The organism is Microbacterium sp. NPDC079356 (genome assembly GCF_049545465.1).
GTDB lineage: Bacteria > Actinomycetota > Actinomycetes > Actinomycetales > Microbacteriaceae > Microbacterium > Microbacterium gawkjiense.
In genome coordinates this window covers 51,194-75,835 of the sequence record NZ_JBMWDN010000006.1, presented here as the reverse complement: position 1 = coordinate 75,835, position 24,642 = coordinate 51,194, and the positions used below count along the sequence as shown (strand labels likewise).

24 protein-coding genes are annotated in these 24,642 nt (G+C 70.5%); 8 read left to right on the top strand and 16 right to left on the bottom strand.

The window, feature by feature from the left end; translation table 11 throughout:
* Window positions 1–9: 9 nt before the first annotated feature.
* The 4 genes from ACPEH0_RS12985 to ACPEH0_RS12970 form a co-directional block, all read right to left on the bottom strand.
* Window positions 10–831, bottom strand: coding sequence for a sulfite exporter TauE/SafE family protein (locus ACPEH0_RS12985; RefSeq protein ID WP_217531390.1), 822 nt, complete (start codon window positions 829–831; stop codon window positions 10–12).
* A 1-nt stretch (window position 832) separates the two neighbouring features.
* Window positions 833–1,432 carry a histidine phosphatase family protein gene (locus ACPEH0_RS12980; protein ID WP_217531391.1) on the bottom strand — a complete coding sequence of 200 codons (600 nt, stop codon included), beginning with the start codon at window positions 1,430–1,432 and terminating at the stop codon, window positions 833–835.
* A 64-nt stretch (window positions 1,433–1,496) separates the two neighbouring features.
* A complete protein-coding gene (locus tag ACPEH0_RS12975) occupies window positions 1,497–2,516 on the bottom strand; it encodes an aldo/keto reductase (protein WP_217531392.1) in 1,020 nt (339 codons plus the stop codon).
* A gap of 204 nt (window positions 2,517–2,720) precedes the next feature.
* Window positions 2,721–4,985, bottom strand: coding sequence for a polyribonucleotide nucleotidyltransferase (locus tag ACPEH0_RS12970; protein WP_064003170.1), 2,265 nt, complete (start codon window positions 4,983–4,985; stop codon window positions 2,721–2,723).
* Window positions 4,986–5,279: 294 nt separating this feature from the next.
* Here ACPEH0_RS12970 and ACPEH0_RS12965 point away from each other — a divergent pair, with 294 nt between their 5' ends.
* On the top strand, window positions 5,280–5,462 hold the full coding sequence (locus ACPEH0_RS12965) for a DUF5302 domain-containing protein (protein WP_064003169.1): 183 nt from the start codon (window positions 5,280–5,282) through the stop codon (window positions 5,460–5,462).
* A gap of 72 nt (window positions 5,463–5,534) precedes the next feature.
* On the opposite strand, the gene ACPEH0_RS12960 is transcribed toward ACPEH0_RS12965, so the two are convergent.
* Window positions 5,535–6,974: a cation:dicarboxylate symporter family transporter gene (locus tag ACPEH0_RS12960; RefSeq protein ID WP_366214357.1), complete on the bottom strand. Its 1,440-nt coding sequence runs from the start codon at window positions 6,972–6,974 to the stop codon at window positions 5,535–5,537.
* Between the two features lie 127 nt (window positions 6,975–7,101).
* Between ACPEH0_RS12960 and ACPEH0_RS12955 the strand changes: the two genes are divergently transcribed.
* Both ACPEH0_RS12955 and ACPEH0_RS12950 read left to right on the top strand, forming a co-directional pair.
* Window positions 7,102–8,367 (top strand): sensor histidine kinase, encoded by a 1,266-nt coding sequence (locus ACPEH0_RS12955; protein ID WP_366214356.1) that lies wholly within the window; start codon window positions 7,102–7,104, stop codon window positions 8,365–8,367.
* Window positions 8,364–9,044, top strand: coding sequence for a response regulator (locus tag ACPEH0_RS12950; protein WP_311289757.1), 681 nt, complete (start codon window positions 8,364–8,366; stop codon window positions 9,042–9,044). The genes ACPEH0_RS12955 and ACPEH0_RS12950 overlap by 4 nt, the downstream gene beginning before the upstream one ends.
* Window positions 9,045–9,054: 10 nt before the next feature.
* Here the strand turns inward: ACPEH0_RS12950 and ACPEH0_RS12945 are convergent, their stop codons facing one another.
* Window positions 9,055–11,010, bottom strand: a complete 1,956-nt coding sequence (locus ACPEH0_RS12945) for a glycosyltransferase (RefSeq protein WP_217531395.1) — start codon at window positions 11,008–11,010, stop codon at window positions 9,055–9,057.
* 150 nt (window positions 11,011–11,160) lie between these two features.
* Between ACPEH0_RS12945 and ACPEH0_RS12940 the strand changes: the two genes are divergently transcribed.
* A complete protein-coding gene (locus tag ACPEH0_RS12940) occupies window positions 11,161–11,757 on the top strand; it encodes a DedA family protein (RefSeq protein ID WP_366214355.1) in 597 nt (198 codons plus the stop codon).
* Between the two features lie 5 nt (window positions 11,758–11,762).
* On the opposite strand, the gene ACPEH0_RS12935 is transcribed toward ACPEH0_RS12940, so the two are convergent.
* Window positions 11,763–12,407: an FMN reductase gene (locus tag ACPEH0_RS12935; RefSeq protein ID WP_366214354.1), complete on the bottom strand. Its 645-nt coding sequence runs from the start codon at window positions 12,405–12,407 to the stop codon at window positions 11,763–11,765.
* Window positions 12,404–13,600, bottom strand: coding sequence for an LLM class flavin-dependent oxidoreductase (locus ACPEH0_RS12930; RefSeq protein ID WP_359920866.1), 1,197 nt, complete (start codon window positions 13,598–13,600; stop codon window positions 12,404–12,406). Before ACPEH0_RS12930 ends, ACPEH0_RS12935 begins: the two co-directional genes overlap by 4 nt.
* 110 nt (window positions 13,601–13,710) lie before the next feature.
* Between ACPEH0_RS12930 and ACPEH0_RS12925 the strand changes: the two genes are divergently transcribed.
* Window positions 13,711–14,370 (top strand): acyltransferase family protein, encoded by a 660-nt coding sequence (locus tag ACPEH0_RS12925; RefSeq protein WP_366214353.1) that lies wholly within the window; start codon window positions 13,711–13,713, stop codon window positions 14,368–14,370.
* Window positions 14,371–14,376: 6 nt separating this feature from the next.
* Here ACPEH0_RS12925 and ald read toward each other — a convergent pair whose 3' ends face one another.
* Window positions 14,377–15,474, bottom strand: a complete 1,098-nt coding sequence (gene ald / locus ACPEH0_RS12920; RefSeq protein ID WP_311289752.1) for an alanine dehydrogenase — start codon at window positions 15,472–15,474, stop codon at window positions 14,377–14,379.
* A 119-nt stretch (window positions 15,475–15,593) separates the two neighbouring features.
* Here ald and ACPEH0_RS12915 point away from each other — a divergent pair, with 119 nt between their 5' ends.
* Both ACPEH0_RS12915 and ACPEH0_RS12910 read left to right on the top strand, forming a co-directional pair.
* The gene (locus ACPEH0_RS12915; RefSeq protein ID WP_366214351.1) at window positions 15,594–16,103 is read left to right on the top strand and encodes an Lrp/AsnC family transcriptional regulator; all 510 of its coding nucleotides are present in this window, start codon (window positions 15,594–15,596) and stop codon (window positions 16,101–16,103) included.
* A gap of 59 nt (window positions 16,104–16,162) precedes the next feature.
* Window positions 16,163–17,173 (top strand): isopenicillin N synthase family dioxygenase, encoded by a 1,011-nt coding sequence (locus tag ACPEH0_RS12910; RefSeq protein ID WP_217531399.1) that lies wholly within the window; start codon window positions 16,163–16,165, stop codon window positions 17,171–17,173.
* 82 nt (window positions 17,174–17,255) lie between these two features.
* Here ACPEH0_RS12910 and rpsO read toward each other — a convergent pair whose 3' ends face one another.
* The 5 genes from rpsO to ACPEH0_RS12885 all read right to left on the bottom strand — a co-directional run bounded on the left by rpsO (window position 17,256) and on the right by ACPEH0_RS12885 (window position 21,628).
* Window positions 17,256–17,525 (bottom strand): 30S ribosomal protein S15, encoded by a 270-nt coding sequence (gene rpsO, locus ACPEH0_RS12905; RefSeq protein ID WP_018187174.1) that lies wholly within the window; start codon window positions 17,523–17,525, stop codon window positions 17,256–17,258.
* 125 nt (window positions 17,526–17,650) lie between these two features.
* On the bottom strand, window positions 17,651–19,198 hold the full coding sequence (locus ACPEH0_RS12900) for a M15 family metallopeptidase (protein WP_366214350.1): 1,548 nt from the start codon (window positions 19,196–19,198) through the stop codon (window positions 17,651–17,653).
* Window positions 19,199–19,276: 78 nt separating this feature from the next.
* Complete coding sequence (locus ACPEH0_RS12895) at window positions 19,277–19,645, bottom strand: FKBP-type peptidyl-prolyl cis-trans isomerase (protein ID WP_217531400.1); 369 nt, start codon at window positions 19,643–19,645, stop codon at window positions 19,277–19,279.
* Between the two features lie 40 nt (window positions 19,646–19,685).
* Window positions 19,686–20,249: a YceI family protein gene (locus ACPEH0_RS12890; RefSeq protein ID WP_064003157.1), complete on the bottom strand. Its 564-nt coding sequence runs from the start codon at window positions 20,247–20,249 to the stop codon at window positions 19,686–19,688.
* Window positions 20,250–20,470: 221 nt separating this feature from the next.
* Window positions 20,471–21,628, bottom strand: a complete 1,158-nt coding sequence (locus ACPEH0_RS12885) for a PrsW family intramembrane metalloprotease (protein WP_217531401.1) — start codon at window positions 21,626–21,628, stop codon at window positions 20,471–20,473.
* Between the two features lie 64 nt (window positions 21,629–21,692).
* Here ACPEH0_RS12885 and ACPEH0_RS12880 point away from each other — a divergent pair, with 64 nt between their 5' ends.
* The gene (locus ACPEH0_RS12880; RefSeq protein ID WP_217531402.1) at window positions 21,693–22,562 is read left to right on the top strand and encodes a fumarylacetoacetate hydrolase family protein; all 870 of its coding nucleotides are present in this window, start codon (window positions 21,693–21,695) and stop codon (window positions 22,560–22,562) included.
* Window positions 22,563–22,617: 55 nt separating this feature from the next.
* Here the strand turns inward: ACPEH0_RS12880 and ACPEH0_RS12875 are convergent, their stop codons facing one another.
* On the bottom strand, window positions 22,618–23,088 hold the full coding sequence (locus ACPEH0_RS12875) for a DUF4190 domain-containing protein (RefSeq protein ID WP_366214349.1): 471 nt from the start codon (window positions 23,086–23,088) through the stop codon (window positions 22,618–22,620).
* Between the two features lie 56 nt (window positions 23,089–23,144).
* Entirely contained in the window at window positions 23,145–24,602 is a 1,458-nt protein-coding gene (locus tag ACPEH0_RS12870; RefSeq protein WP_217531404.1) for an aspartate ammonia-lyase, read from the bottom strand.
* Window positions 24,603–24,642: the final 40 nt, after the last annotated feature.

Here is a 24,642-nt window from a genome sequence, read left to right as displayed (position 1 = left end):
GCCACCAGCCTAGGCGGGCAGGAACGACGCGATCGTGTCCCACGCGAGCTTGACGACCAGCAGGCCGAGGACGACGAGGAACACGACGCGGACGAAGCCGTTGCCGCCGCGGGTGGCCATCCGTGCGCCGAGGAGGCCACCGGTGATGTTGGCGCACGCCATCAGCAGGCCGAGGGCGAGGATGATCTCGCCGTGCACGCCGTAGACGATGAGCGCGGCCAGGTTCGTCGTGAGGTTCGCGATCTTGGCGTTCACACTCGCCTGCAGGAACCCGAAGCCGAGGACGCTGACGAGGAGGATGACGAAGAACGACCCGGTGCCCGGCCCGAGGATGCCGTCGTAGAAGCCGACCCCGAGCCCGATGGCGCCCGAGCGCCACACCACGGCGCGGCGATCCGTATGCCGCGGCTCGTGGTTCAGCCCCATGCGCGGCCGCAGCAGCGTGTAGACGCCGACGGCGACGACGGCGACGAGCACGACGGGGGTCAGGAGCTCACGGGGCACGTACCGCGAGAGGGCCGCACCGACGGCGGAACCGGCGAACGCCCCGGCGACGAGCGGGATCAGGAGGGTGAGGTGGACCCGGACACGACGCAGATAGACCCAGCTGGCCGAGAGCGTCCCGAAGAAGGACGAGAGCTTGTTCGTCCCGAGGATGAACGGCGTGGCGACGTCCTTCGGCACCCCGATCACGAGGGCGGGGAGCTGGATGAGGCCGCCTCCTCCGACGACGGCGTCCACCCAGCCGGCGACACCGGCGGCGACGACGAGGAACAGCAGGGCGCCCGCGGAGACGGGGAGCCACTCGGCGAGGAGAGGGCCTGTCAGCACCTCACACCGAGAGGATGTCGGGGAGACCCGTCCGCAGCTCCACGGGCAGGTGCGCGAGGTCGTTGTGGGAGACGAGCGTCCACGGACGCCCCGGGCGCTGCGCCAGCACCGTCAGGCCGCAGTGCGCCTGGTTGATCGTCAGCCACCGCCATTCCGGCGCCTGCAGCACCTCGCGTACGAACCACGCGATGACGAAGTTGTGGGTGATGAGCAGCTCGTGCGCGTGGGGACGGTGCGCGAGGAATTCCGCCCCGGCATCCGCCATCTGCGCGGCTCCCGCGTCGGCCTCGGCCTCGGTCACTCCCCCGAAGAACGGCTCGTACACGTGCGGGGTGTCCGGCGTCATGCCACTCGGCACGCAGTCGAACAGCAGGGCGGTGGGCTCGGGGTCGACCGCGGGCAGGCGCTCGGCGACAGCGCGAGCGGTCTCGGCCGCACGCACCAGCGGTGAGTGCCACACAGCGGTGAGCGGGACGCCCGAGAGACGATCGGCGAGAAGCTCGGCCTGCCGACGACCGCGCGGCGAAAGCGGTCCGTCGGCGAGCCCGTGCTCGGCGTCGAGGTGCTCGCCGTGTCGCACCAGATAAAGATAGTGCGTCACCGCTTGCTCGCTTCGTCGAAGGTGCGCCGGGGGTTGCCCCGGCTCCCTCCACCCTAAACCAGCCTCAGTCGGTGGCTCGCGCGATCTCTGCGAGGTGGGCGCGGCTGAGGTGCACACCGACGCCTTGCACGAGTTCGTCGACGTGGGCGACGGCGTACGCGTTGACGATCGGGGCCGCGACGACCCGCTGCCCGAGGAGCCAGGCGATCGCGACGGCGGCGGGCGGCACCGCGAGCTCGCCCGAGATGCGGTCGAGCGCCCGCAGGGTGCGCGCGCCTCGACGGTTCATACTCGCCGCCAACTGGCGACCGCGCACCGTGCCCCCGACGTGGTCGCGGTCGCGATGCATCCCCGACAGGTACCCGTGCTCGAGGGCCTGCGACGGCGTGACGGCGATGCCCTGCGCGCCGGCGACCAGTCGCAGATCGCCGTCGAACTCGTCGCGCCGGAGCACGTTGTACGGCACGTCGAGCACCGTGAAGCGGGGGTATCCGGCCGCCGACAGGATGCGGGCCTCCACCAGCTGCGCGGCGCGGTAGCCCGCGGCGCCGACAGCGCGCACCTTGCCCGACTCGACGAGCCACTCCGCCGTGGCGAGGGTGTCCTCGAGCATGGTGGTGCGGTCGGAGGTGCCGTCGAGGGACAGCACGTCGATCCGGTCGGTGCCGAGTCGGATGAGGGATGCCTCGACGGCCCGCACGAGGTTGACCGGGCCGAGACCGGGGTTGTCGGCGCCGCGACCGACCCGGACCGTGAGGACGATGTCGTCGCGGTTGCGCCGGGCCGCCATCCATCTGCCGATGGCGTGCTCGCTGCGACCGGCGGCGTAGCTGTCGGAGGTGTGGAGCGCATTGCCGCCGCGGTCGACGTAGCGGTCGAGGATGGCGTGGGCCGCCGCGATGTCGACGTGCCAGCCGAACTCGCCGCCGCCGAGGATGAGCGGGAACACCGAGAACCCGGTCTCGCCCAGGGGGACGCGCACGGTGCGCCCCACCGGAGCGCCGTGGACGGGCAGCGGACCGGACGGGTGCAGGGTGGGCGCGGCGCTCGGCGACGTCGGATCCGCCGTCTCGAACGCTGCCATGCCCGTCTCCTTGCAGAGCGCTCGGGGAGACATGCGTCCACGCGCCGCCGGGTGCGCTCACTCCGAGGGTAGAGCAGCCCTCGGACGCGACGTGCACAGCCACCCCGTGAACGATGACGTTTCGATAACGGTTGCCGCAGCGGGGCGGCAGTGAAACGGCGAACGCCCGCCCTCCGAAGAGGACGGGCGTTCGTCAGAGGAGGATCAGGCCTCGGCCGGCGCCTCGGCGGCCGCGTCGCCGGCGGGAGCCGACTCCTCGACCACGGGCTCGAGCGACAGCTTGCCGCGGTCGTCGATCTTGGTGATGCGGACCAGGATCTTCTGACCGACACCGAGGACGTCCTCGACGTTCTCGACACGCTTGCCGCCCGCGAGCTTGCGGACCTCGCTGACGTGCAGCAGGCCGTCCTTGCCGGGCAGGAGCGAGACGAACGCACCGAAGGTCGCGATCTTGACGACCGTGCCCAGGAACTGCTCGCCGACCTCGGGGTTGGTCGGGTTGGCGATGGCGTTCACCTGCGCCCGCGCGGCCTCGGCCGAGGGACCGTCGACGGCGCCGATGTACACCGTGCCGTCGTCCTCGATCGAGATCTGCGCGCCGGTCTCGTCCTGGATCGCGTTGATCGTCTTGCCCTTGGGGCCGATCAGCTCGCCGATCTTGTCGACCGGGATCTGGACGCTGATGACACGCGGCGCGGTGGGCGCCATCTCGTCGGGCGCGTCGATGGCCGAGTTCAGGACGTTCAGGATCGTGAGGCGGGCATCCTTCGCCTGCGTCAGCGCGGCGGCGAGCACCGACGACGGGATGCCGTCGAGCTTCGTGTCGAGCTGGATCGCGGTGATGAACTCGCTCGTGCCGGCGACCTTGAAGTCCATGTCGCCGAGGGCGTCCTCGGCGCCGAGGATATCGGTCAGCGCGGCGTAGCGCGTCTGGCCGTCGACCTCGTCGGTCACGAGGCCCATCGCGATGCCGGCGACGGGTGCGCGCAGCGGCACACCGGCGTTCAGCAGCGACAGGGTCGAGGCGCACACCGAGCCCATCGACGTCGAGCCGTTGGAGCCGAGCGCCTCGGACACCTGGCGGATCGCGTACGGGAACTCCTCGCGGCTCGGCAGCACGGGCACGAGGGCGCGCTCGGCCAGGAAGCCGTGCCCGATCTCGCGACGCTTCGGGCTGCCGACACGGCCGGTCTCACCGGTCGAGTAGGGCGGGAAGTTGTAGTGGTGCATGTAGCGCTTGCTCGTCGTGGGCGACAGCGAGTCGATCTGCTGCTCCATCTTGAGCATGTTCAGAGTGGTGACACCCAGGATCTGGGTCTCGCCGCGCTGGAAGATCGCCGAGCCGTGGACGCGCGGGATGACCTGCACCTCGGCGTCGAGCGGACGGATGTCGGCCAGCCCGCGGCCGTCCATGCGGACGCCCTCGGAGAGGATGCGGCCGCGGACGACGACCTTCGTCACCGACTTGTACGCGGCGGAGAACTCGATCGGCGCGCCGGCGGGCAGCTGCTCCGCCTCGACGGCCGCGATGAGCTCCGCCTTGACGCGGTCCTTCACGGCGTCGTCGGCAGCCTGACGCTCCTGCTTGTCGGCGATCTGGTACACGTTCACCAGGTCGTCGTAGGCGCGGCCGGCCACGAAGTCGTAGACCTCGGAGCTGTACGGCGGGAAGACGGGGTAGACGCCCGGCTCGCGCGAGGACTCGGCGGCCATCTGCGCCTGCGCCTCGACGAGCTGCTTGAGGAACGGCTTGGCGGCCTCGAGGCCACCGGCGACGATGTCCTCGCTCGGCTTGACGGCGCCGCCCTTGATGAGGTTCCACGAGTTCTCGGTGGCCTCGGCCTCGACCATCATGATCGCGACGTCGCCGTCGGGCAGGACGCGACCGGCGACCATGAGGTCGAATACGGCCTCCTCGACCTGCTTCTGGTTCGGGAACGCGACCCACTGGTCGGCGTGCTCGCCGTGACCGGGGATGAGCGCGAGGCGCACACCGGCGATCGGGCCCGAGAACGGCAGACCCGAGATCTGCGTCGACGCGGAGGCCGCATTGATCGCGAGGGCGTCGTAGTACTCGCCGGGCGCGATGGACAGCACCGTCACGACGATCTGGACCTCGTTGCGGAGGCCGTCGACGAACGACGGACGCAGCGGCCGGTCGATGAGGCGGCAGACGAGGATCGCCTCCGTCGAGGGACGACCCTCGCGACGGAAGAACGAGCCGGGGATCTTGCCCGCCGCGTACGAACGCTCTTCGACGTCGACGGTCAGCGGGAAGAAGTCGAAGCCCTCACGGGGGTGCTTGCCGGCGCTGGTGGCCGACAGGAGCATCGTCTCCTCGTCGAGGTAGGCGGCGACGGCGCCCTGCGCCTGCTGGGCGAGGCGTCCGGTCTCGAACCGGACGGTGCGGGTGCCGAAGCGTCCGTTGTCGAGGACGGCTTCGGCGGCGGTGATTTCAGGACCTTCCAAGAGGTCTCTCCTTCTTTGTTTAGACTCGCACGCGCGTTTCGCGAGCGAGATCGTGCGAAGGAGCAGGAACAGGCAGATATGGGCGCGCGGAGAATCCGCGAGGACCGCCTGCGCTGGCCACCAGTCGAAGACCACCATCCGCGGGAACGGGATGGGAATCCACCACAGGGGACCAGCTTCCTGCCGGGCCTGCTCCATGAGCTCACTGTGAAGTTGAGCGGATGCCGCGATGAGGACCGCGGGCAACCCGGCCCAGCCTATCAGCGGACCCTTCGGAGTGCGTATCGTGGCGGCATGAGCGACGACGAGAAGACCGCGGACGCGGCATCCGAAGACATGAAGCGGAAGTTCCGCGAGGCGCTCGAGAAGAAGAACGCGCAGAGCCGGAAGGGTGAAGCCCACCTGGACGGGGACTCCGCCGTGCACGGGACGCACGGCGCCGTCACCAAGCGCGAGTTCCGACGCAAGAGCGGCTGAGCCCGAACGGCCCGACATGACGGCGGGCCCGGACACCTTCTGGCTGTCCGGGCCCGCCGCGTTCGTGTCGCGTCAGTGCGAAGCCACCTCCGCGCGGCGGCGAGCGCGCTCCTCCTTGGCCGCTGCCTCGTCGAGGGCGGCGTCACCGAGGCCCGTCGTGTCGACGGCGCCGGTGTCGTCCGAGACGCCGTGACCCGTGAGCGTCGACTCGTCGAAGGGTCGCTGCCCCGCGAGGACCGCGGCGACCTGCTCGCGATCGATCTGCTTCGTCCACGTGCCGATGAGGAGCGTCGCGACCGCGTTGCCGGTGAAGTTCGTGAGCGCACGGCCCTCGGACATGAACCGGTCGATGCCGACGATGACGCCGACGCCGTTGACGAGGTCGGGGCGGTAGGCCTGCAGACCGCCCGCGAGGGTCGCCAGGCCCGCACCGGTGACACCGGCAGCACCCTTTGAGGCGATGATCATGAAGACCAGGAGACCGATCTGCTCGGGGATCGACATCGGCGCGCCCATGCCGGCGGCGATGAACAGCGACGCCATCGTCAGGTAGATCGCGGTGCCGTCGAGGTTGAACGAGTACCCGGTGGGGACCGTGATGCCCACGACGGGCTTGGAGACGCCGAGGTGCTCCATCTTGGCGATCAGGCGCGGCAGGGCCGACTCGCTCGAGGAGGTGCCCACGATGAGCAGGTACTCGCGGCCGAGGTACTTCATCACCTGGAAGATGTTGATGCGGGCGACGGCGTACAGGAGCGTTCCGAGGACGCCGACGATGAACACGATGCACGTGATGTAGAAGGCGATCATCAGAAGGCCGAGGCTCAGGATCGCCGCGACACCGGTCTTGCCGACGACGGCGGCGATGGCGCCGAACGCACCGATCGGGGCGAGCCAGAGGATCATGCCGAGGATGCGGAAGACGAGGGCCTGGAGGTTCTTGACCGCGTTCATGATGGGCTCGCCCTTGGCGCCCATCTTCTGCAGGGCGAAGCCGACGAGCAGAGCGATGAACAGGACCTGGAGGACGCTCTCGCCGGTGAAGGCCGAGAAGAAGGTGGTCGGGATGATGCCGAGGATGAACTCCGTCGTCGTCTTCGCCTCGGGCAGCGAACCGGTGTCGTAGGTCGCGCTCTGCATGTTGAGGCCCTCACCCGGGTGGATGATGTTGCCGACCACGAGACCGACTCCCAGGGCGAAGGTCGACATCGCCATGAAGTAGAGGAGCGCGAGGCCGCCGATGCGACCGACGGTGGCCGCCTTGGCGATGGAGCCGACCCCGACGACGATCGTGCAGAAGATGATCGGCGCGATCATCATCTTGATGAGGTTGACGAACGCTTTGCCGACCGGTTCCAGCTCGACGGCGAAGGTCGGCCAGAGGAGACCGACGACGCAGCCGAGGACCACCGCGATGATCACCGAGACGTACAGCCAGGTGTGCTTGTCCCAGGCCTGCTTGCCGCGGCGGGGGTTGTATCCGGGGAGCCGGAACGAGGTTGTGAGGGCCATGATCTCTCCTGCGTGACAGTCTTTGTCGTGAGCCGACGGCGGTGTCGACGAGGATCAGCGTGCGCCTCGCGGACCGGCATCCGCCGTTGTGGTCGTATTGTTCGCAGAACGGCGAGAGGAGTGCAGGGTGGCGCGACCCCGACCGACGAGCGCGGCATCCCGCGTCTTCGTCGCCGTCTCGGCCGCCGTCGTCGTCCTCTCCCTCGCGATGGCGGGGATCCTGCTCTGGGAGGGCCAGCGCGCCGTCCGCGCGGAGGCCGAGCGGGTGACGCGGGCGGTGGCCGAGACGATCGCCGACAGCGCCGGCGTCGTCGACGCCCTTGCGCAGGGGGACCGCGCCGCGGCGTCGCGCGTCCTGCAGCCCGTGATCGAGGCGATCATCGCCGACGCCGGCGTCGACTTCGTGACCGTGATGGACCCCTCCGGCATCCGGATCACCCATCCTGACCCGGCTCGGATCGGCGAGCGCTACCTCGGGACCATCCCCGAGGGCACCGCGACCCTCACGGAGGAGTTCACCGGGACCCTGGGGCCGTCCGTCCGGACGATCGTGCCGGTCGTCTCGGACGGCGAGGTCGTGGGGCGCGTGTCGGTGGGCGTCACGATCGGATCGATCGCCGAGACGCTCGGCCCGCGCGTCCTGGTGGCGGTCGGCATCGCGGTGGTCCTCGCCGCGGCGGGGCTCGCCGGAGCCATCCTCGCCCGGCGGGCGACCCGGCGGGTCACCGGAGACCTCCCCGCCGGCGCGGTGCGCGACGCCGTCTCGTCGTACGAGTCCATGCGCACCCTCGGGGAGGCGCTCCGGGCGCAGACGCACGAGCACGGCAACCGATCGCACACGGCCATCGCCCTGCTCGAACTGGGCCGCACGAGCGAGGCGATCGAGATCCTCTCGGAGGACGCCCGGCAGAGCCAGTTGCTCGTCGATCAGGTCGCGGCCCGCCGCGAGGGCGACCCCACTGTGGGCGCCCTGCTGCTCGGAAAGGCGTCGCAGGCCGCCGAGCGCGGCATCGAGTGGCGCGCGCGCATCGACGCCGACGCGCCGCGATCGGTGCTTTCCCCCGTCGACGCGGTGTCGGTCGTCGGAAACCTCATCGACAATGCGCTGGATGCCGCGGCGTCCGGCGCCGCGCCGCGGTGGGTGGACGTGCGCATGACCCCCACCGCGGAGGACGAGCTCGCCGTCGAGGTCGCCGACAGCGGGGACGGCATCCCGGCTGAGATCGCGGACCGCATCTTCGCGCACGGCTTCTCGACGAAACCCGCGGGCGAGCTCGGTCGCGGCGTGGGCCTCGCCCTCGTGCGCTCGATCGTGGAGGAGGCCGAGGGCACGATCTCGGTGACGTCCGATCCGACGACGTTCCGCGTCATCCTCCCCCGGAGCAACGGATGATCGGCGTGCTGGTCGTCGACGACGACGCCCTCACCCTCGAACTCCACCGGCACTACGTCGAGCGGCTGGACGGCTTCGAGGTCGTCGCCGAGTGCACCGGCGCACGCGCCGCCGTCGCCGCCCTACTCGACAGTCCCCGCGCCGCCGACATCGACCTCGTCCTGCTCGACATGACGATGCCGGACGGCTCGGGCCTCGATGTCCTCCGCCACTTGCGCGCCCGAGCCGGGACGGTCGACGTCATCGCGATCACGTCGGTCCGCGATGCGGAGGTGGTGCGACAGGCGATCACGCTCGGTGCGGTGCAGTACCTCGTCAAACCCTTCACGTTCGGCGACTTCCAGGATCGGATGCAGCAGTACCGCCGCTTCCGCGACCAGGTGTCGCAGACGGCGGGCGCGGCGACGCAGGCCGAGATCGACGCGATGCTCGGAACGCTGCGCACCGCGCCCGCGCCGACTCTGCCGAAGGGGCTGTCGCCCGAGACCCTCGGCCGCGTGAGCGCGCTGCTGCGGACAGGGCCGGCGTCGGCGCGGGAGGCGGCGGACCGGCTCGGGATGTCGCGGGTCGCCGCGCGGCGATACCTGGAGCACCTCGCCGAGGCGGGCCGGGTCGAGCGGGTGCAACGGTACGGGACCCCGGGTCGCCCCGAGACGGAGTACCGCTGGAAGCAGTGAGCGGCGCCGTTCAGCGCTGCACGCCGGCCCGCCCGGCGGGACGGCCGACCAGGACGTAGTCCGGGACCTTCGCCGTCAGCCCGTCCCCGGCCGTCCGGCCCCGCAGCCGGCGCCACACCCACGGCAGCGCATCGCGGCGCAGCCACGAGCCGGCCGGGGGCTCCTCGTCGACGTGGAACGCCTCGTCGAGACCGGCGAGCGCCTCGGCGTCGGGCATGCCGACCGCCTCGGCGGCGCGATAGGCGACGTAGCGATGCCCCCGCGAGCGCAGGTGCACCTTGTCGTCGGCCCAGAGCTCGACGCGCGACAGCTCGGGGAGGGCCGCGAGGTCGAGGAGGATCGCGCCGGTGCGCGCGGCCGCCCGGCGCAGGTGCGCGTTGTAGACGGCGAAGCGTCGGGTGAAAACGCCCGCCGCCCACCTGTCCGGGAGGAAGACCGTCGCAAGCAGCACGTCGCACCCCGCGTCGCGGAGGCGGGTCACGGCGTCCTCCACCTGCGCGGCCAGCGCGACCGGGTCGCACCGCACCTGCGTGAGGTCGTTGGCGCCGATCAGCACCGACACCAGGTCGGGGCGCATCTCGAGACAGCGGGGCAGCTGCTCCTCGACGAGGTGCGCGACGCGGCGACTGCGGACGGCCAGGTTCGCGTAACGGAAGGCACGACGCTCCCCGCCGCTCAGCGCGAGCAGGTGCGCGAGCCGGTCGGCCCATCCGCGGAACGCACCCCGCGGCATGCGGGACGCATCGCACAGGCCCTCGGAGATCGAGTCCCCCAGCGCGACGTATCGGGACCAGGAGCGCCCCTCCGCGGCGCCGGGGGCGGCGACGTCCGGGCGGGGCCACGCGAGGGCCCGGCGCCCGGCATCCGTCCGGTGCAGCATCGCAGCACGGTCGTAATGCTCGACGAGGCGGTCCGCGAGCGCCTCCCAGGTGCGTCCCGACACCGCGTCGCGGGCGGCGCGGGCAAAGGCGCGCCGCTTCGCGCCGTCGCCGGCGAGGTCGGCGACCCGCGCGCGCAGGTCGTCCGCGTCGCCCGGGCGGTAGAGCCACCCGTCGACGCTGCTGCGGACGAGGTCGACGGGACCGCCGGCCCCCGTCGCCACGACCGGGACGCCGCTGGCCTGCGCCTCCTGGATCGTCTGGCCGAAAGTCTCGCTCTCGCCGGGGTGGACGAAGACGTCGAACGACGCGAGCGCGGTCGCCAGCGCGTCGCCGTCGAGGTGGCCGAGGAAGACCGCGTCCGGCAGGAGCTGCTCGAGGACCGGTCGCGCAGGCCCGTCCCCGACGATGACGAGACGGATGCCGGGGATCCCCCGCAGCGCCGCGAGGTCCTCCACCTGCTTCTCGGGAGCCAGTCTCCCCACGTACCCGACGATCACCTCGCCGGGGGCGACGCTCCGCCGCCACCGCTCGTCGCGTCGGCTCGGCGTGAACCGCGCACCGTCGACGCCGCGTCCCCACAGCGCGACGCGGTCGACGCCGAACCCCTCGAGCTGCGCGCGCGCCGACGCGGAGGGGGCGAGGGTGAGGGTCGCACGGCGGTGCAGCCGGCGCACGTGCGCCTCGGCCAGGGCGGCCCCCTGCGGGAGCCCGTACCTCCCCGCGTACGAGACGACGTCGGTCTGGTACACGGCGACGCTCGGCAGCCGGCGCGCCTCCGCGGCGAGCAGCCCCTGCCACCCGAGCAGGAACGGCGAGGCGAGGTGGACCACGTCCGCGTCGAAGCGGGCGAGGTCGCGGACGAGCGAGGCGACCGGCGGCACGGCGAGACGGACGGCGGGGTACCGCGGCAGCGGGACGGACGGCACGGCGCGGCCCGGCATCCCGAGCTCCCGGCGTCCGGCGGCGGGCGCGATGACGAACACGTCGTGCCCGCGTCGTTCGAGATGATCCCGGATCTGCAGGACGGATCCGGTGACCCCATTCATGTGCGGGAGGAAGGACTCGGTGACGACCGCGACTCTCACAGCACCAGGGTGACGGGCGGCGGAGCCCTGACACAGCGCGGAAGGCCCGGATCGCGGAGTGTTCATCCACCCCTCCCCGCGCGTCCACCGACCGGTTCCGCGCCGTCCCCCGTTCGCGCGTCGTTCACCCCCGCCTGCTACACAGGCGCCGTGTTCGCCGATCTGCTGACGAGCGTCGCGGCGGGCCCGTGGGCGCTGCCGGCGCTCTTCGCCCTCGTCCTCGCCGACGCCGTCCTCGTCGTCGTCCCGGGCGAGGTGGCCGTCACCGCGGCGGGAGCGCTCGCAGCCGCCACCGGGACGCCCCCGCTCGCCGCCGTCGTCGCGGTGGCCGCCGTCGCCGCCTTCTGCGGCGACGCGCTCTGCTACGGCGTGGGACGGTTCGCCGGCGTGGAGCGGTGGGGATGGATGCGGCACCGCCGCATCCGTGCCGCGTTCGAGTGGGCGGGAGCCCGCCTGTCGCGCGGGACGGCGACGGTGGTGTTCACAGCGCGGTTCATCCCCTTCGCGCGGCTCGCGGTCAACCTCACCGCGGGAGCGACGAGGGTGCCCGCGGCCCGGTACCTGGGTGCGGTCGCGGTCGCGGCGAGCGTCTGGGCGCTCTACCAGGCGGTCGTGGGTGCCGCGATCGGCGGTCTCCTGCCGGGGAGCCCCGCGCTGGCCGTCATCGTCTCCATCGCCGTCGCGATCATCCTGGGCGTGACGATCGACGCGGCGGCGGCCCGCTGGACGGGCCGCCGCTCACGCTGACGGGGTCACTCCCCCGTGAGACCGCCGAGCAGGTGGCCGAACGAGCCGCCCTTGCCGAGGTAGGACTCGGGGTCGAACGGGTCGAGCGTCTCGCCGGCCGGGCGCCGCGTCACGGCATCCGCCAGTTCCCGTGCGCCGCGCTCGATGCGAGCCGACAGCGGCGAGACGTCGTCGGCGCGGGCACCCCAGTCCGAGGACGCGGCGAACACACCGGTCGAGACCGCCTCGGCGTGCAGGTAGGCGAACAGCGGACGGATCGCGTAGTCGATCGCGAGCGAGTGCCGCGCCGTCCCCGCGTTCGCCCCGATGAGGACGGGCTTGCCCTGCAGCGCGTCGGGGTCGAGCACGTCGATGAACGACTTGAACAGGCCCGAGTAGCTCGTCGAGAAGATCGGCGTCACGACGATGAGCGCGTCGGCCGACACGACCGTGTTGATCATCGTCTCGAGGGCGGGCGGGGCGAACCCGGTGAGCAGGTTGTTCGTGATGTCGTGCGCGTACTCGCGGAGTTCGAAGGTGTCGACGGATGCCTCCACCCCCCGTTCCTTCAGGTCCGCGAGCACGGCGGTCGCCAGCTTGTCGGCCAGCATCCGCGTCGACGACGGGTTCGACAGCCCGGCGGAGACGACCGCGATGCGACGGGCGGTCATCGTGCACCGCCCAGACCGAACGCGGCGCCGACGGGAGCCGGGGTGTCCTGGTACGGGCTCGGGCCGGAGAGGTTGTCGCCGCGGTTCGCACGCGGGCGGGCCTCACGGACCGGACCGTCACCGTACGTGGCAGCCACCCGCGCCGCGTGGGTGGGGGCATCGGGGACGATGGCCGGCCGATCCTTCGCCAGCTCCTTGCGGAGCACCGGCACGACCTCGCCGCCGAGGAAGTCGAGCTGCTCGAGCACGGTCTTCAACGGAAGCCCCGCGTGGTCGACGAGGAAGAGCTGACGCTGGAAGTCGCCGAACAGGTCGCGCATGCCTGCGTACCGGTCGATCACCTGCTGCGGCGAACCGACGGTGAGCGGCGTCATCTCGGTGAAGTCCTCCATCGACGGGCCGTGGCCGTAGACGGGGGCGTTGTCGAAGTACGGGCGGAACTGCGCGACGGCATCCTGCGAGTTCTTCGCCATGAACGCCTGACCGCCGATGCCGACGATCGCCGTCTCGGGAGCCCCGTGGCCGTAGTGCTCCCAGCGCTGACGGTAGAGGCCGATCAGGCGCTGGTAGTGCTCGGCGGGCCAGAAGATGTTGTTCGCGAAGAAGCCGTCGCCGTAGTACGCGGCCTGCTCGGCGATCTCGGGCGTGCGGATCGAGCCGTGCCACACGAAGGGCGGCACACCGTCGAGCGGCCGCGGCGTCGAGGTGAAGCCCTGCAGCGGCGTGCGGAACGTGCCCTCGAAGTCGACGACGTCCTCACGCCACAGCTTGTGGAGCAGGGCGTAGTTCTCGATCGCGAGCGGCACGCCCTGACGGATGTCCTTGCCGAACCAGGGGTAGACGGGACCGGTGTTGCCGCGCCCGAGCATGAGGTCCATGCGACCGCCCGACAGGTGCTGCAACATCGCGTAGTCCTCGGCGATCTTCACGGGGTCGTTCGTCGTGATGAGCGTCGTCGAGGTCGAGAGGATGAGGCGCTCGGTCTGCGCCGCGATGTACGCGAGCGTCGTCGTCGGCGAGGACGACCAGAACGGGGGGTTGTGGTGCTCGCCGATGGCGAAGACGTCGAGGCCCACCTCTTCGGCGTGCTTGGCGATCTCGACGGTCGCCGCAATGCGCTCTCGCTCGCTCGGCGTGTGACCCGTGGTGGGGTCCTGCGTGATGTCGGTGACGGTGAAGATGCCGAACTGCACCCCGGGCCAGGTGGTGGTGGTGCTGCTGGTGTCGCTCACGGTGTCCCTCTCGATTCCCGGACGGATCGCGCCCGATTCATGCAAGTGAATATACCGGTGTCAACGCCGTGGTGTCCACGGTATTCCCGCAGGTACTGCTCGTCGTCCTCGGGCACGCCATCCAGCGGCTGACGTACGACTCGGACATCGCGCAGAGCCTCTACTTCCTGATCTACGCGTTCCACATGCCGGCGTTCGCGCTCATCTCGGGCTACTTCTCGCGCTCCGACCCGCCGAGCAGACGACGGATGACCCGTCTCCTCACCGACATCGTCGTGCCGTACGTGATCTTCGAGGGCCTGTGGACGCTGACGAAGTTCCTCGTCGAGGGCCAGGCGAACCCGAACCTCACCCAGCCGTCGTGGACCCTCTGGTTCCTGCTCGCCCTCGCCATCTTCCGGCTCGTGCTGCCGTACCGCTGGACCTCGATCGGACGGTACACGATGTACGTCTACCTCCTGCACTCCTTCGTGCTCTACCCGTTCCGGGAATCGGGGGTGCTGCGCGGACTCGATCCGACGTGGCTGTGGCTGCCGCTCGTCGCCCTCCTGTCGGTGGCGATCACGGTGCTCCTGGCGTCCCGACCGGTCCGCCGCGTCTTCCGCCCGCTGATCGAACCGCGCCCCGGATGGCTCTTCGCCGACCCCGACCTCACGCGGAGCGACGGACGGCGCAACGACCCGACGGGGTCGCGGCGGCCGGGCGCGCCGAGCGGGACGCCCAGTACCTGAGAGGAGTCAGGCGGGGGCGAACGACAGGCCGAACGCCGCGGCGACGCCCTCGTTGACGACCCGCCCCGCTCGCACGTTCAGTCCCTTGGCCAGCGCGGGATCGGCCGCCGATGCGGCATCCCACCCCTTGTCGGCGAGCGCCGTGACGTAGGGCAGCGTTGCGTTCGTGAGGGCGCGCGTGGAGGTCTCGGGCACCGCGCCGGGCATGTTCGCGACGCAGTAGTACACGGCGTCGTGGACGGCGAACGTGGGGTCGTCGTGCGTGGTCGGACGCGAACCCTCGAAGCAGCCGCCCTGGTCGATCGCGATGTCGACGAGGACCGCGCCCGCCTTCATGCCCGCCACCATGTCGAGCGTGACGAGCTTCGGCGCCGCCGCACCCGGGATGAGGACCGATCCGATGACGAGATCAGCGGATGCCACCTGCTCCGCGATCTCGTACCGGCTGGAGGCGCGGGTGTGCAGGCCGGCATACCGTTTCTCGAGCTCACGCAGCCGCGGCAGCGAGACATCGATGACGGTGACGTTCGCACCCATCCCGAGGGCGTTCGCCGCCGCGTGCTCGCCGGCCACCCCGCCGCCGATGACGACGACCTTTGCCTTCGGCGTCCCGGCGACCCCGCCCAGGAGGGTGCCGCGGCCGCCTGCGGCACTCATGAGCGTGTGCGCGCCGACGGTGATGGAGATCCGGCCGGCGACCTCGCTCATGGGCGACAGGAGGGGCAGCGACCGATCCGCCGCCTGCACGGTCTCGTACGCCACGGCGGTGGTTCCCGCCGCAATGAGGGCGTCGGTGAGCGGTCGGTCCGCGGCCAGGTGGAGGTAGGCGAAGAGGGTGAGGTCGCCCCGGAGGTGACCGTACTCGGCGGCGATGGGCTCCTTGACCTTCACCACGAGCTCGGCGTCGCCCCAGGTCGATTCGGCGTCCGGCGTGATCGTCGCACCGGCCGCCGCGAAGGCGTCGTCGGAGAGGCGGGAGCCCGCGCCGGCCCCGGACTGCACGAGGACCTCATGACCGCGGGAGACGAGGGCGTCCACACCGGCGGGGGTGATCGCCACCCGGTTCTCGTTGTTCTTGATCTCAGTGGGGACCCCGATGCGCATGGCGGCACGCTCCTCGTCGGCGAGTGATGTGGATTCATCCTGCAGATGATTCGTGACGAACGTGTGACAACGGAACATCCTTCGGTGAAGATGGCCTGGGGACGGAAGAAGGAGACGGAATGACGGCTATTTCGCACGACCGGGCGAAGGATCTTCGACCCGCCGTCCACCTCGACGAGGTCGATCGTTCGATCGTCGACGCCCTCGCCGCCGATGCGCGGCTCACGAACGCGGAACTCGCCGCCCGCATCGGGGTGGCACCGTCGACCGCGCACGCCCGCACCCGCGCGCTGGTGGAGCGCGGGGTCCTCACCGGCTTCCACGCGAGCGTGGACCAGCGGGTCGTCGGTGCGGGACTCCAGGCGATGGTGCACGTGACGCTGCGACCCGGCTCGCGCCACGAGAGCATCACGGAGTTCGCCCACGAGGTGCGCGGGCTCCCCCAGGTCATCCAGATGTTCTTCCTCGGCGGGTCGGACGACTTCCTCATCCACATCGCCGTCGCGGACTCCAGCGAGGTGCGGGCCTTCGTCGTCGAGCACCTCTCCGCGCAGCGCAGCGTCGCGAACACCCGGACGAGCATCATCTTCGACTACCACCGCAATCGCGTCGCCGCCCCGTTCCACTGAGCCGGTAACGACCCGCAACATTGGGCGGCACGCCGGGGCGGCCTGCTTATCCTCGGACCATGTCCGCTCAGAGCCTCCCCGTCCTCGACCTCTCACTGCTCGATCAGGGGCCCGAGGCCGCCGACGCGTTCCGTGCCGAACTGCGCCGGGTCACCCACGAGGTCGGGTTCTTCTACCTCACCGGCACGGGCGTCTCCCCCGAACTCGAGGCCCGCCTCCACCGCGCCGCGCGCACCTTCTTCGCGCTGCCCGACGAGGCGAAGCTCGAGATCGAGAACGTGAAGAGCCCGCACTTCCGCGGGTACACGCGTATCGGCGGCGAGCGCACGCAGGGCCTCGTGGACTGGCGCGAGCAGATCGACATCGGACCGGAGCGCCCGGCGGTGACCGACCCGGACGCCCCCGCCTACGCCGCGCTCGTCGGACCCAACCTGTGGCCGAGCGCCCAGCCCGAACTCCGCGGGATCGCCGAGGAGTGGACGACGATCCTGTCGGACGTGGCCCGGACGCTGCTGCGCGCGTGGGCCGAGGCCCTCGGCGCACCCGCGACCTACTTCGACGACCACTTCGGCGAGGCGCAGACCCTGCTCAAGATCGTCCGCTACCCGGGGTCCGCTGCGCCCGAGCCCCAGCAGGGCGTCGGTGCGCACAAGGATGCGGGTGTCGTCACGCTGCTGTGGGTCGAGCCCGGCAAGGGCGGCCTGCAGGTCGAGCGCGACGGCGAATGGATCGACGCACCCGCCGTTCCGGGATCCTTCGTCGTCAACATCGGCGAACTGCTCGAACACGCCACCGGCGGGTACCTCACCGCGACCAACCATCGCGTCGTCTCGCCCCGGGCACCCGAGGACCGCATCTCGGTCCCGTTCTTCTTCAACCCGTCACTCGACGCCGAGCTGCCCGCGATCGACCTCCCGGCCGACCTGGCCGCTCAGGCGCGCGGGGTGTCGCAGGACCCCCGCAACCCCATCCACGGGCTCCACGGCGAGAACGCGCTCAAGTCGCGGCTGCGGGCGCACCCGGACGTCGCCGCGATCTGGCACCCCGACCTCGTCGCCGCGCGGGCCTGATCCGGAACGACGAAGACCGCCCCACACCGTGGGGCGGCCTTCTCAAGAATGTTTTGCGCGATTGAACGCTGGGTGCGGTGCCTTATCGACGGAGGCCGAGGCGCTCGATGAGCGAGCGGTAACGGTTGATGTCGACGTCCTGGAGGTAGCCCAGGAGACGGCGGCGCTGACCGACGAGCAGGAACAGCCCACGACGCGAGTGGTGGTCGTGCTTGTGCTCCTTGAGGTGCTCGGTGAGGTCCTTGATGCGCTGCGTCAGCATCGCGACCTGCACCTCGGGGGATCCGGTGTCACCGGGGTGCGTCGCGTACTCTTCGATGATCGCCTTCTTGACGTCTGCTTCCAGTGCCATAGGTGATCCCCTTCCTCTTCGTTGCGCGGCGCCCGACGCCTGATGCGTGGGCTCTCTTTATCCGCGGCCGATCGAACGGCAACCACAGGAGTCTACACGACGGGGACCGAGGTCACCGCCCGCCGTCAGTAGCGCGAAGTCACACCGAGGTACTCGTCCAGCGTGAGGCCGGTCTTCTTCAGATGCGTCGCCACCCCCGTGCCGACGTACCGCAGGTGCCACGGCTCCCAGCGGTAGCCGGTCACCTTCTCCTCGCCTCGGGGGTACCGCACGATGAAACCGTACCGATGCGCGTTCGCGGCCACCCACCGGCCGGCGCGGGTCTCGCCCCAGGACTGCGAGATCGAATTGACGTCGATGGCCAAACCGGTCTGATGCTCGCTGTGGCCGGGTCGCGCCGAGCGCCGTTCGGCCTCCGCCCTGCCGTGCTGACGGACCTTGCTCGCGAAGACGCTCTGCTGCGAGGCGTAGGAGCGGAAGCCCGAGATGATCGAGAGCGAGACGCCGTCCTTCCTGGCGTCGGCCCGCATCCTCGCCCAGGCGCTCGTCAGCTCCGGACGGAGCCCGTTGCCGTAGGAGGACGGCAACGGGATCGACTTGTTCACGATCAGGATGCCGCGGATGTACATCGGCTTGCCGGGGGCGACGGTGCGGACCGCGGGCGACCCCGCGGAACGCCACTGCGCGGTCGTCACCGGGGTCAGATAGCCGTCCATACGGTGGAGGATCAAGGACCCCGTCGACAGGCGCACGAACGAATCGCCGGGGATCCGCGAGCGGATGGTCGTCTTCGGGCGGCCCGCCCGCGCGTACTCGGCCGCGCTGAGCGCTTCGACGGTGTCGATGCTCCGGTCGGCGGCCGAGGTCGGCCACGTGACGAGGCCGTAGACGACCGGGGACCATGCCGTCTTCGCGTAGACGACCGGAGCGCGCGCCACCTGCGGCTTCCCGGCGCGCCGGTACTCCGCGGCCGTGATCACCCGGTGCGATCCGTTCGTGCGGACGAAGTGCACGGCGGGCGACCAGACGGCGCGGTACCAGCCGCCGGCCACCACGGAGCCCGCGCGCGGCGAACCCGCCGCGCGCCGCTCCGCCGACGTCATCTTCTTCGTCTTCCCGTCGGGCGTGCGCGCGTAAAGGTCCGACGGCCCGGACTGGTAGCGGAAGTAGCGCGTCGTCGACACATGTCCCATCAGGCGGACCTTCGGCGAGCCGGCGCTCACGAACGACGTCCGATCGAGCGCGACGACCTTGTCGACACCGCGGTCGTCCGTGCCGTCCGGCCAGGTGATCAGTGCGTACACCTGAGGGGACCACGTCACCCGCCCATAGGTGACGGGAAGGGTGCGGATGCGGGGACTCCCAGCGGCCTTCCACTGCTCCCGCGACAGCGCGGTGACGCTGCCGTCCGTCCGGGTGCGGTAGACCCGCGGGTCGGTGGACCACGGCGTGCGGTAGTAGCCGTGGACCGTGACCGCCGGGGACGGGGATGCCGTCGGTGTCGGGGTGGGTGTCGGGGTGGGTGTCGGTGCCTGGGTCGGCGTGGGCGAGGGCGTGCCGGTGGGCGCCGCGGTCTGCGCCGATGCCGCGCCGGGCGTCAGGACCACGGTCAACGCGAGTACCGCCGCGGCGAGCACCGCCGTCCACCGTGCCCGCGGGCGTTCGTTCCCCATGGTGCTCACCTTAGGGCAGAGCCCGGGCGCACGTGTGGCCCGACCGAGGAACGGCCGGGCCACACGTGAGACGTCGGATCAGGCGACGTCGAGCAGATCGATGATGAAGATCAGCGTCTTGCCGCCGAGGAAGTGTCCACCGGCGGGACCGTACGCGAGGTGCGGCGGGATGACGAGTTCACGCCGGCCGCCCACCTTCATCCCCGGGATCCCGTCCTGCCATCCCTGGATCAGGCCGCGGAGCGGGAACTGGATGCTCTCGCCGCGGTTCCAGGACGAGTCGAACTCCTCACCGGAGAGGTACTCGACGCCCACGTAGTGGACGGTGACGGTGTCGCCGGGCTTCGCCTCGACACCGTCCCCCTCGATCAGGTCGCGGACGACCAGGTCAGCGGGTGCGGGACCCTGAGGCGCGTCGATCTCGGGCTTGGTGCGGTCTGCAGTCATGAGTCCATCCAACCCGAGGCGCTCTCCGTGGTCAAAGCCGTCAGGCCTGGACGGAACCCTGGAGGTCGAGCTCGATGGTGACGTCCTTGCCGACGAGCACGCCGCCGGTCTCGAGCGCCGCGTTCCAGGTCAGACCGAAGTCCTCGCGGTTGATGACGGTCTTCGCCGTCGCACCCGCCTTGTAGTTGCCCCAGGGGTCGGTGCCGAAGCCACCGAAGTCGACCTCGAAGGTGACGGGCTTGGTGACGTCCTTGATCGTGAGGTCGCCGTCGACGAGGAAGTCGCCGCCCTCGACGCGCACACCGGTCGACGTGAAGGTGATCTCGGGGTAGGTCTCGACGTCGAAGAAGTCGGCGCTGCGGAGGTGGCCGTCGCGGCCCTCGTCCTTGGTGTCGAGCGATGCCGCGTCGACCTTCGCCTCGAGAGTGGCCTCGAGCGGGTTCTCGGGGGCGACGAGGGTCGCCTCCTTGACGTTGAAGTGGCCACGGACCTTCGAGATCATCATGTGGCGGACGCTGAAGCCGACCTCGCTGTGCGAGGCGTCGAGGATCCAGGTCCCCGCCTTGTAGCCGGGGATGTCGAGGGTCGCGGTGGAGTCGGTCATGGTGGTCCTTCGTCTGGGGGTCCGGAATGCTCCGGCGGTCGAGAGGGCGAAACGTCGCCGCATCCGATCCTATTCCCCTGAATAGAAAAACCCGCCGCGGGCGGGGGTCTTGACAGCGTCGGGAGTGAGCGGGATCATTTTTCCAGGCCAACTCAGCGCCCGGAAGACTCGCAGGCATCGCCGCGGCACCGGGCGCTGAGTCTTTTCTCCGGCAGTCCCCCTCAGCGGGCGAGGACGTCCCCGCGGGCCCGCGTGGCGCGCTCGAGGTAAACACGCTCGTCGACGGCGGCCGCAGGGTCGCGGCCGGTCACCACGCGCTGCCGCGCGGCGGCCAGCGAGGTCGCCTCGGCGATGAAGCGCCGCATCGCCGCGGACCGGTCCCCCGGCAGCGTCCGCGCCCAGGCGACCGCACGCGCGCGACCGGCGCGGGTCGCCAGCATGTCGACCTCGCCGGGCGAGAACCACCCCGCCGCGGCGTAGTCGCCGAGTCGCGCGCGGGTCAACCGTGCCTCCTCGCGTCGCAGCAGGACGACACCGACGATGAACAGCACGAACAGCGGTACCTGGAGTGTCGTGTAGAGGGCGAAGAAGTCGGCGAACACGGCGGAACCGTTCCAGAGGGCGTGCAGAGCGATGGCCCCGACGATTCCGAGGAGCCACCGCGGTGCCGCCGCGGAGCCGCGGAGCCCGATCCGCGCGGCCCGGCCGAGCGCGTACCCCGTCACTGCCGTGAACATCACGTGCGCGAACGGCGACAGGACCCCACGGAGGAAGAACGTGTAGGCGGCGCTCTCGACACCCTCGGTGATGAGGCTGTCGGCGAAGTAGAGGATGTTCTCCGTGAAGGCGAACCCCGCCCCGACGAGGGCGCCGTAGACGACACCGTCCACCGGTCCGTCGAAGGCGCGGCGCGCGGCGACGAAGACGAGCAGCACCCCCGCGCCCTTGGCGAGCTCCTCCACGATCGGCGCCTGCACGACAGCCGACAACGTCTCCGGCACCTGCGGGACGACGAGACCGATGACGAGGTCGACCGCCAGGGTGAGGGCGACGGATGCCACCGCCCCCCACGCGAGCGCGAACACCACCAGGCCGCGGGGCTCCGGCTCCCAGCGGTCGATGATCCGGACCGCGACCAGGACGAGCGCGAGCGGGACGAGCGCCAGGACCCCCGCGACGACCGCGGCGACGGGGCCGAGGAAGGTCAGGAAGTAGGCCGCGAGGCCGAGCGCCACCAAGACGAGCACGATGCCCACGATCCAGAGGATCGTCCGCCCGGCTCCCGGCGTGGGCACGGGCAGGTCCCGGCGCGGCGGAGCCGGCGGGGGCGTCGCCGGCATCGAATGGGTCGGCTGCGCGAGCGGCGACGGGAACGACATGCGCTCAGCCTAGGGGCGGGCGCGCACGAGCCGCCGCCGCGCACGGGAACGATAGCCTGGGACCATGCGCTTCGCCCACGTTGTCCCCGACGGAGTCGACGAGCCGCAGCTGGTCCTGGTCGAGGAGGATCGCGCGACGGTGGTGTCGCGCCTCTTCGACGGTGCGCCCTCGCGCCTGCAGCGGCTCATCGAAGGAGGTGACGCCCTCCTCGCCCGCGTCCGGGACGCGGCCGCCGACCCCGAGGTCGAGTGGATGCCGCTGGGCTCCCCCGTGTTCGCGTCCGCGATCCTCGACACGCCCGTCACGATCGCCGTGGGCTTGAACTACGCCGCGCACTCGAGCGAGCTGGGGCTGAAAGCGGACGCCGCTCCGACCATCTTCACGCTGTGGCCGGGCTCCCTGGGCGGGCACCGCCAGACGACCACCTGGCCACGTTCGCTGAGTCAGTCGGTCGACTACGAGGCCGAGCTCGGTGTCGTGATCGGCCCAGCGGCCCGCGACGTCGCGCTCGAGCACGCACTCGACCACGTCTGGGGCTACACGGTCGTCAACGACATCACGGCCCGCGACATCCAGTTCTCCGAGGCGCAGTGGTCGCGGTGCAAGTCGTTCGACGGCTTCACCCCGACGGGCCCCTTCGTCGTGACGGCGGACGAGATCTCCGACCCGCAGGATCTGCACATCTGGGCCGTCGTCGACGGGCAGACGGTGCAGGATGCCTCGACGGGCCAGATGATCCACCCCGTCGCCAAGCTCGTCTCCTACCTTTCGCGGTCGGCGACCCTGCTCCCCGGCACCCTCATCTCGACCGGCTCCCCCGGTGGCGCGGGCTACTCCCGCGATCCGCAGATCTTCCTCCGCGACCGCTCGACGGTCACGGTCGGCATCGACGGCATCGGTGAGCTGACGACGTTCTGCCGGATCACCGACTGACCCGCAACGACGAAGAGCCCCGGATGCCGCGCATCCAGGGCTCTCGTCGTACGACTCAGTACCCGCTGTTCTCGAGCAGTTCCTGGCAGGTCATCGTGACGCCTTGGAAGGTGACGGTGCCGGAGGGGTCGTCCAAGCAAGCGTTCACCTGACTGACGAGATCGCCACCCCCACTGGCCTGGAATGCGGCAACTGCAATGATGATCACTACAACCACCAGGATCATGATGACGACGCTCACGATAATCGCCGCGATCGCCAGACCGTTCTTCACGCCGGCCTTGCGGCTCTGCACGAGAGCCACGATGCCGAGGATGAGACCGATCACCTGGGTGCCAGGGATGATGGCGAGGATCAGCGCGACGATCGCCATGGTGCGGCCGGGGGTCGATCCGCCCGAGGGGGCGGCGTTGTACTGCGGCGCGTTGCTGTAGGCGGGCGCTTCGTAGGCCGGCGGTGCCGGGGGGACGTTCTGGGAGTTCGGCTGGTTGGGATCAGTCATGGAAGTGTCCTTCTGGTCGGTCATCGGCCGGGATTACGACCCCGACGCTAGCGTTCACCGTTCTCCCAGACAACCGGCAATCAGTGCTGCTCCACGTCACCCGGTTTCGTGATAACGGGGATGGCCCGCGTGACCGCCTGCAGCCCCGACAGGCGTGCCGGCGACAGCTGCTTGTCCACCTCGTCGCGCGACATCAGGCCGGCCTCGACGACGAGGTCGCCGACGTTCCGCTTGGTGAGCAGCGCAGTCTTGGCCAGGGCCGCGGCGGCGGTGTAGCCGATGAAGGGCGTCAGTGCCGTGATGACGCCGACCGACGACCCGACCATCGTCCCGAGGCGTTCGCGGTTGGCCGTGATGCCGTCGACGCAGTTGACCCGCAGCGTGCGCATACCGCGACGCATCCAGGTGATCGACTGGAAGATCGAGTGCGCGATCACCGGCTCGAACGCGTTCAGCTGCAGCTGCCCGCCCTCGACGGCCATCGTCACCGTCAGGTCGGCGCCCGCGACGGCGAAGGCGACCTGGTTGACGACCTCGGGGATGACCGGGTTCACCTTGCCGGGCATGATGCTCGAGCCGGCCTGTCGGGGCGGGAGGTTGATCTCGCCGAAGCCCGCCTGCGGGCCGCTCGAGAGGAGCCGCAGGTCGTTACTGATCTTGGAGAGCTTGATGGCGTTGCGCTTGAGCGACGACGAGAACGACATGAAGGCGCCGGTGTCGCTCGTCGACTCCACGAGGTCCTCGGCGGTCTCGAGGTCGAGACCGCTGATCCCGCGCAGGTGGCGGAGCACCGAGCCGGAGTAGTCGGGGTGCGTCGTGATACCGGTGCCGATGGCCGTCGCACCCATGTTGATCTCGTAGAGCAGGTACGCGTTCTCGCGGAGCCGGTGGTAGTCCTCCCCCAGCGTCGTCGCGAAGCCGTGGAACTCCTGCCCGAGCGTCATGGGCACGGCATCCTGCAACTGGGTGCGGCCGACCTTGAGCACGTCGTGGAACTCGTCGGCCTTCTTCAGGAAGGCCTGCCGCAGCAGGTCGAGCTCCTCGAGGAGGGACTGCAGGTCGAGGCCGAGGCCGACCTTGATCGCCGTCGGGTAGACGTCGTTCGTCGACTGACTGCGGTTCGTGTGGTCGATCGGCGAGAGGAACGCGTAGTCGCCTTTCTCACGGCCGGCCATCTCGAGCGCGACGTTGGTGATGACCTCGTTCGCGTTCATGTTGGTCGAGGTGCCGGCCCCGCCCTGGATGACGCCCACGACGAACTGGTCGTGGAACTCGCCGTCGATGACGCGCTGCGCCGCACGGTCGATGAGGTCGGCGCGGGATGCCTCCAGCACGCCGATCTCCTTGTTGGCGCGCGCGGAGGCCTGCTTGACCATCGCGAGGGCGACGACGAGGTCGCGGTAGACGGAGATGGGCCGCATCGAGATCGGGAAGTTCTCGAGCGCTCTCGCAGTGTGGATGCCCCAGTAGGCGTCGGCGGGGATCTCCATCGATCCCAGGGAGTCGGTCTCGGTACGCGTCATCGCGTCAGGTGCCATTGCGGTGTCCTTGTGGGTCACAGGGTGCGGGGATAGGACG

Coding starts and splice junctions, on each gene's coding strand:
- ACPEH0_RS12960 (WP_366214357.1), bottom strand. CDS start 6,974: ATGGCCCTCACAACCTCGTTCCGGCTCCCCGGATACAACCCCCGCCGC.
- ACPEH0_RS12950 (WP_311289757.1), top strand. CDS start 8,364: ATGATCGGCGTGCTGGTCGTCGACGACGACGCCCTCACCCTCGAACTC.
- ACPEH0_RS12965 (WP_064003169.1), top strand. CDS start 5,280: ATGAGCGACGACGAGAAGACCGCGGACGCGGCATCCGAAGACATGAAG.
- ACPEH0_RS12870 (WP_217531404.1), bottom strand. CDS start 24,602: ATGGCACCTGACGCGATGACGCGTACCGAGACCGACTCCCTGGGATCG.
- rpsO (WP_018187174.1), bottom strand. CDS start 17,525: ATGGCACTGGAAGCAGACGTCAAGAAGGCGATCATCGAAGAGTACGCG.
- ACPEH0_RS12895 (WP_217531400.1), bottom strand. CDS start 19,645: ATGACTGCAGACCGCACCAAGCCCGAGATCGACGCGCCTCAGGGTCCC.
- ACPEH0_RS12915 (WP_366214351.1), top strand. CDS start 15,594: ATGACGGCTATTTCGCACGACCGGGCGAAGGATCTTCGACCCGCCGTC.
- ACPEH0_RS12935 (WP_366214354.1), bottom strand. CDS start 12,407: ATGACCGCCCGTCGCATCGCGGTCGTCTCCGCCGGGCTGTCGAACCCG.
- ald (WP_311289752.1), bottom strand. CDS start 15,474: ATGCGCATCGGGGTCCCCACTGAGATCAAGAACAACGAGAACCGGGTG.
- ACPEH0_RS12880 (WP_217531402.1), top strand. CDS start 21,693: ATGCGCTTCGCCCACGTTGTCCCCGACGGAGTCGACGAGCCGCAGCTG.
- ACPEH0_RS12975 (WP_217531392.1), bottom strand. CDS start 2,516: ATGGCAGCGTTCGAGACGGCGGATCCGACGTCGCCGAGCGCCGCGCCC.
- ACPEH0_RS12875 (WP_366214349.1), bottom strand. CDS start 23,088: ATGACCGACCAGAAGGACACTTCCATGACTGATCCCAACCAGCCGAAC.
- ACPEH0_RS12885 (WP_217531401.1), bottom strand. CDS start 21,628: ATGTCGTTCCCGTCGCCGCTCGCGCAGCCGACCCATTCGATGCCGGCG.
- ACPEH0_RS12900 (WP_366214350.1), bottom strand. CDS start 19,198: ATGGGGAACGAACGCCCGCGGGCACGGTGGACGGCGGTGCTCGCCGCG.
- ACPEH0_RS12890 (WP_064003157.1), bottom strand. CDS start 20,249: ATGACCGACTCCACCGCGACCCTCGACATCCCCGGCTACAAGGCGGGG.
- ACPEH0_RS12910 (WP_217531399.1), top strand. CDS start 16,163: ATGTCCGCTCAGAGCCTCCCCGTCCTCGACCTCTCACTGCTCGATCAG.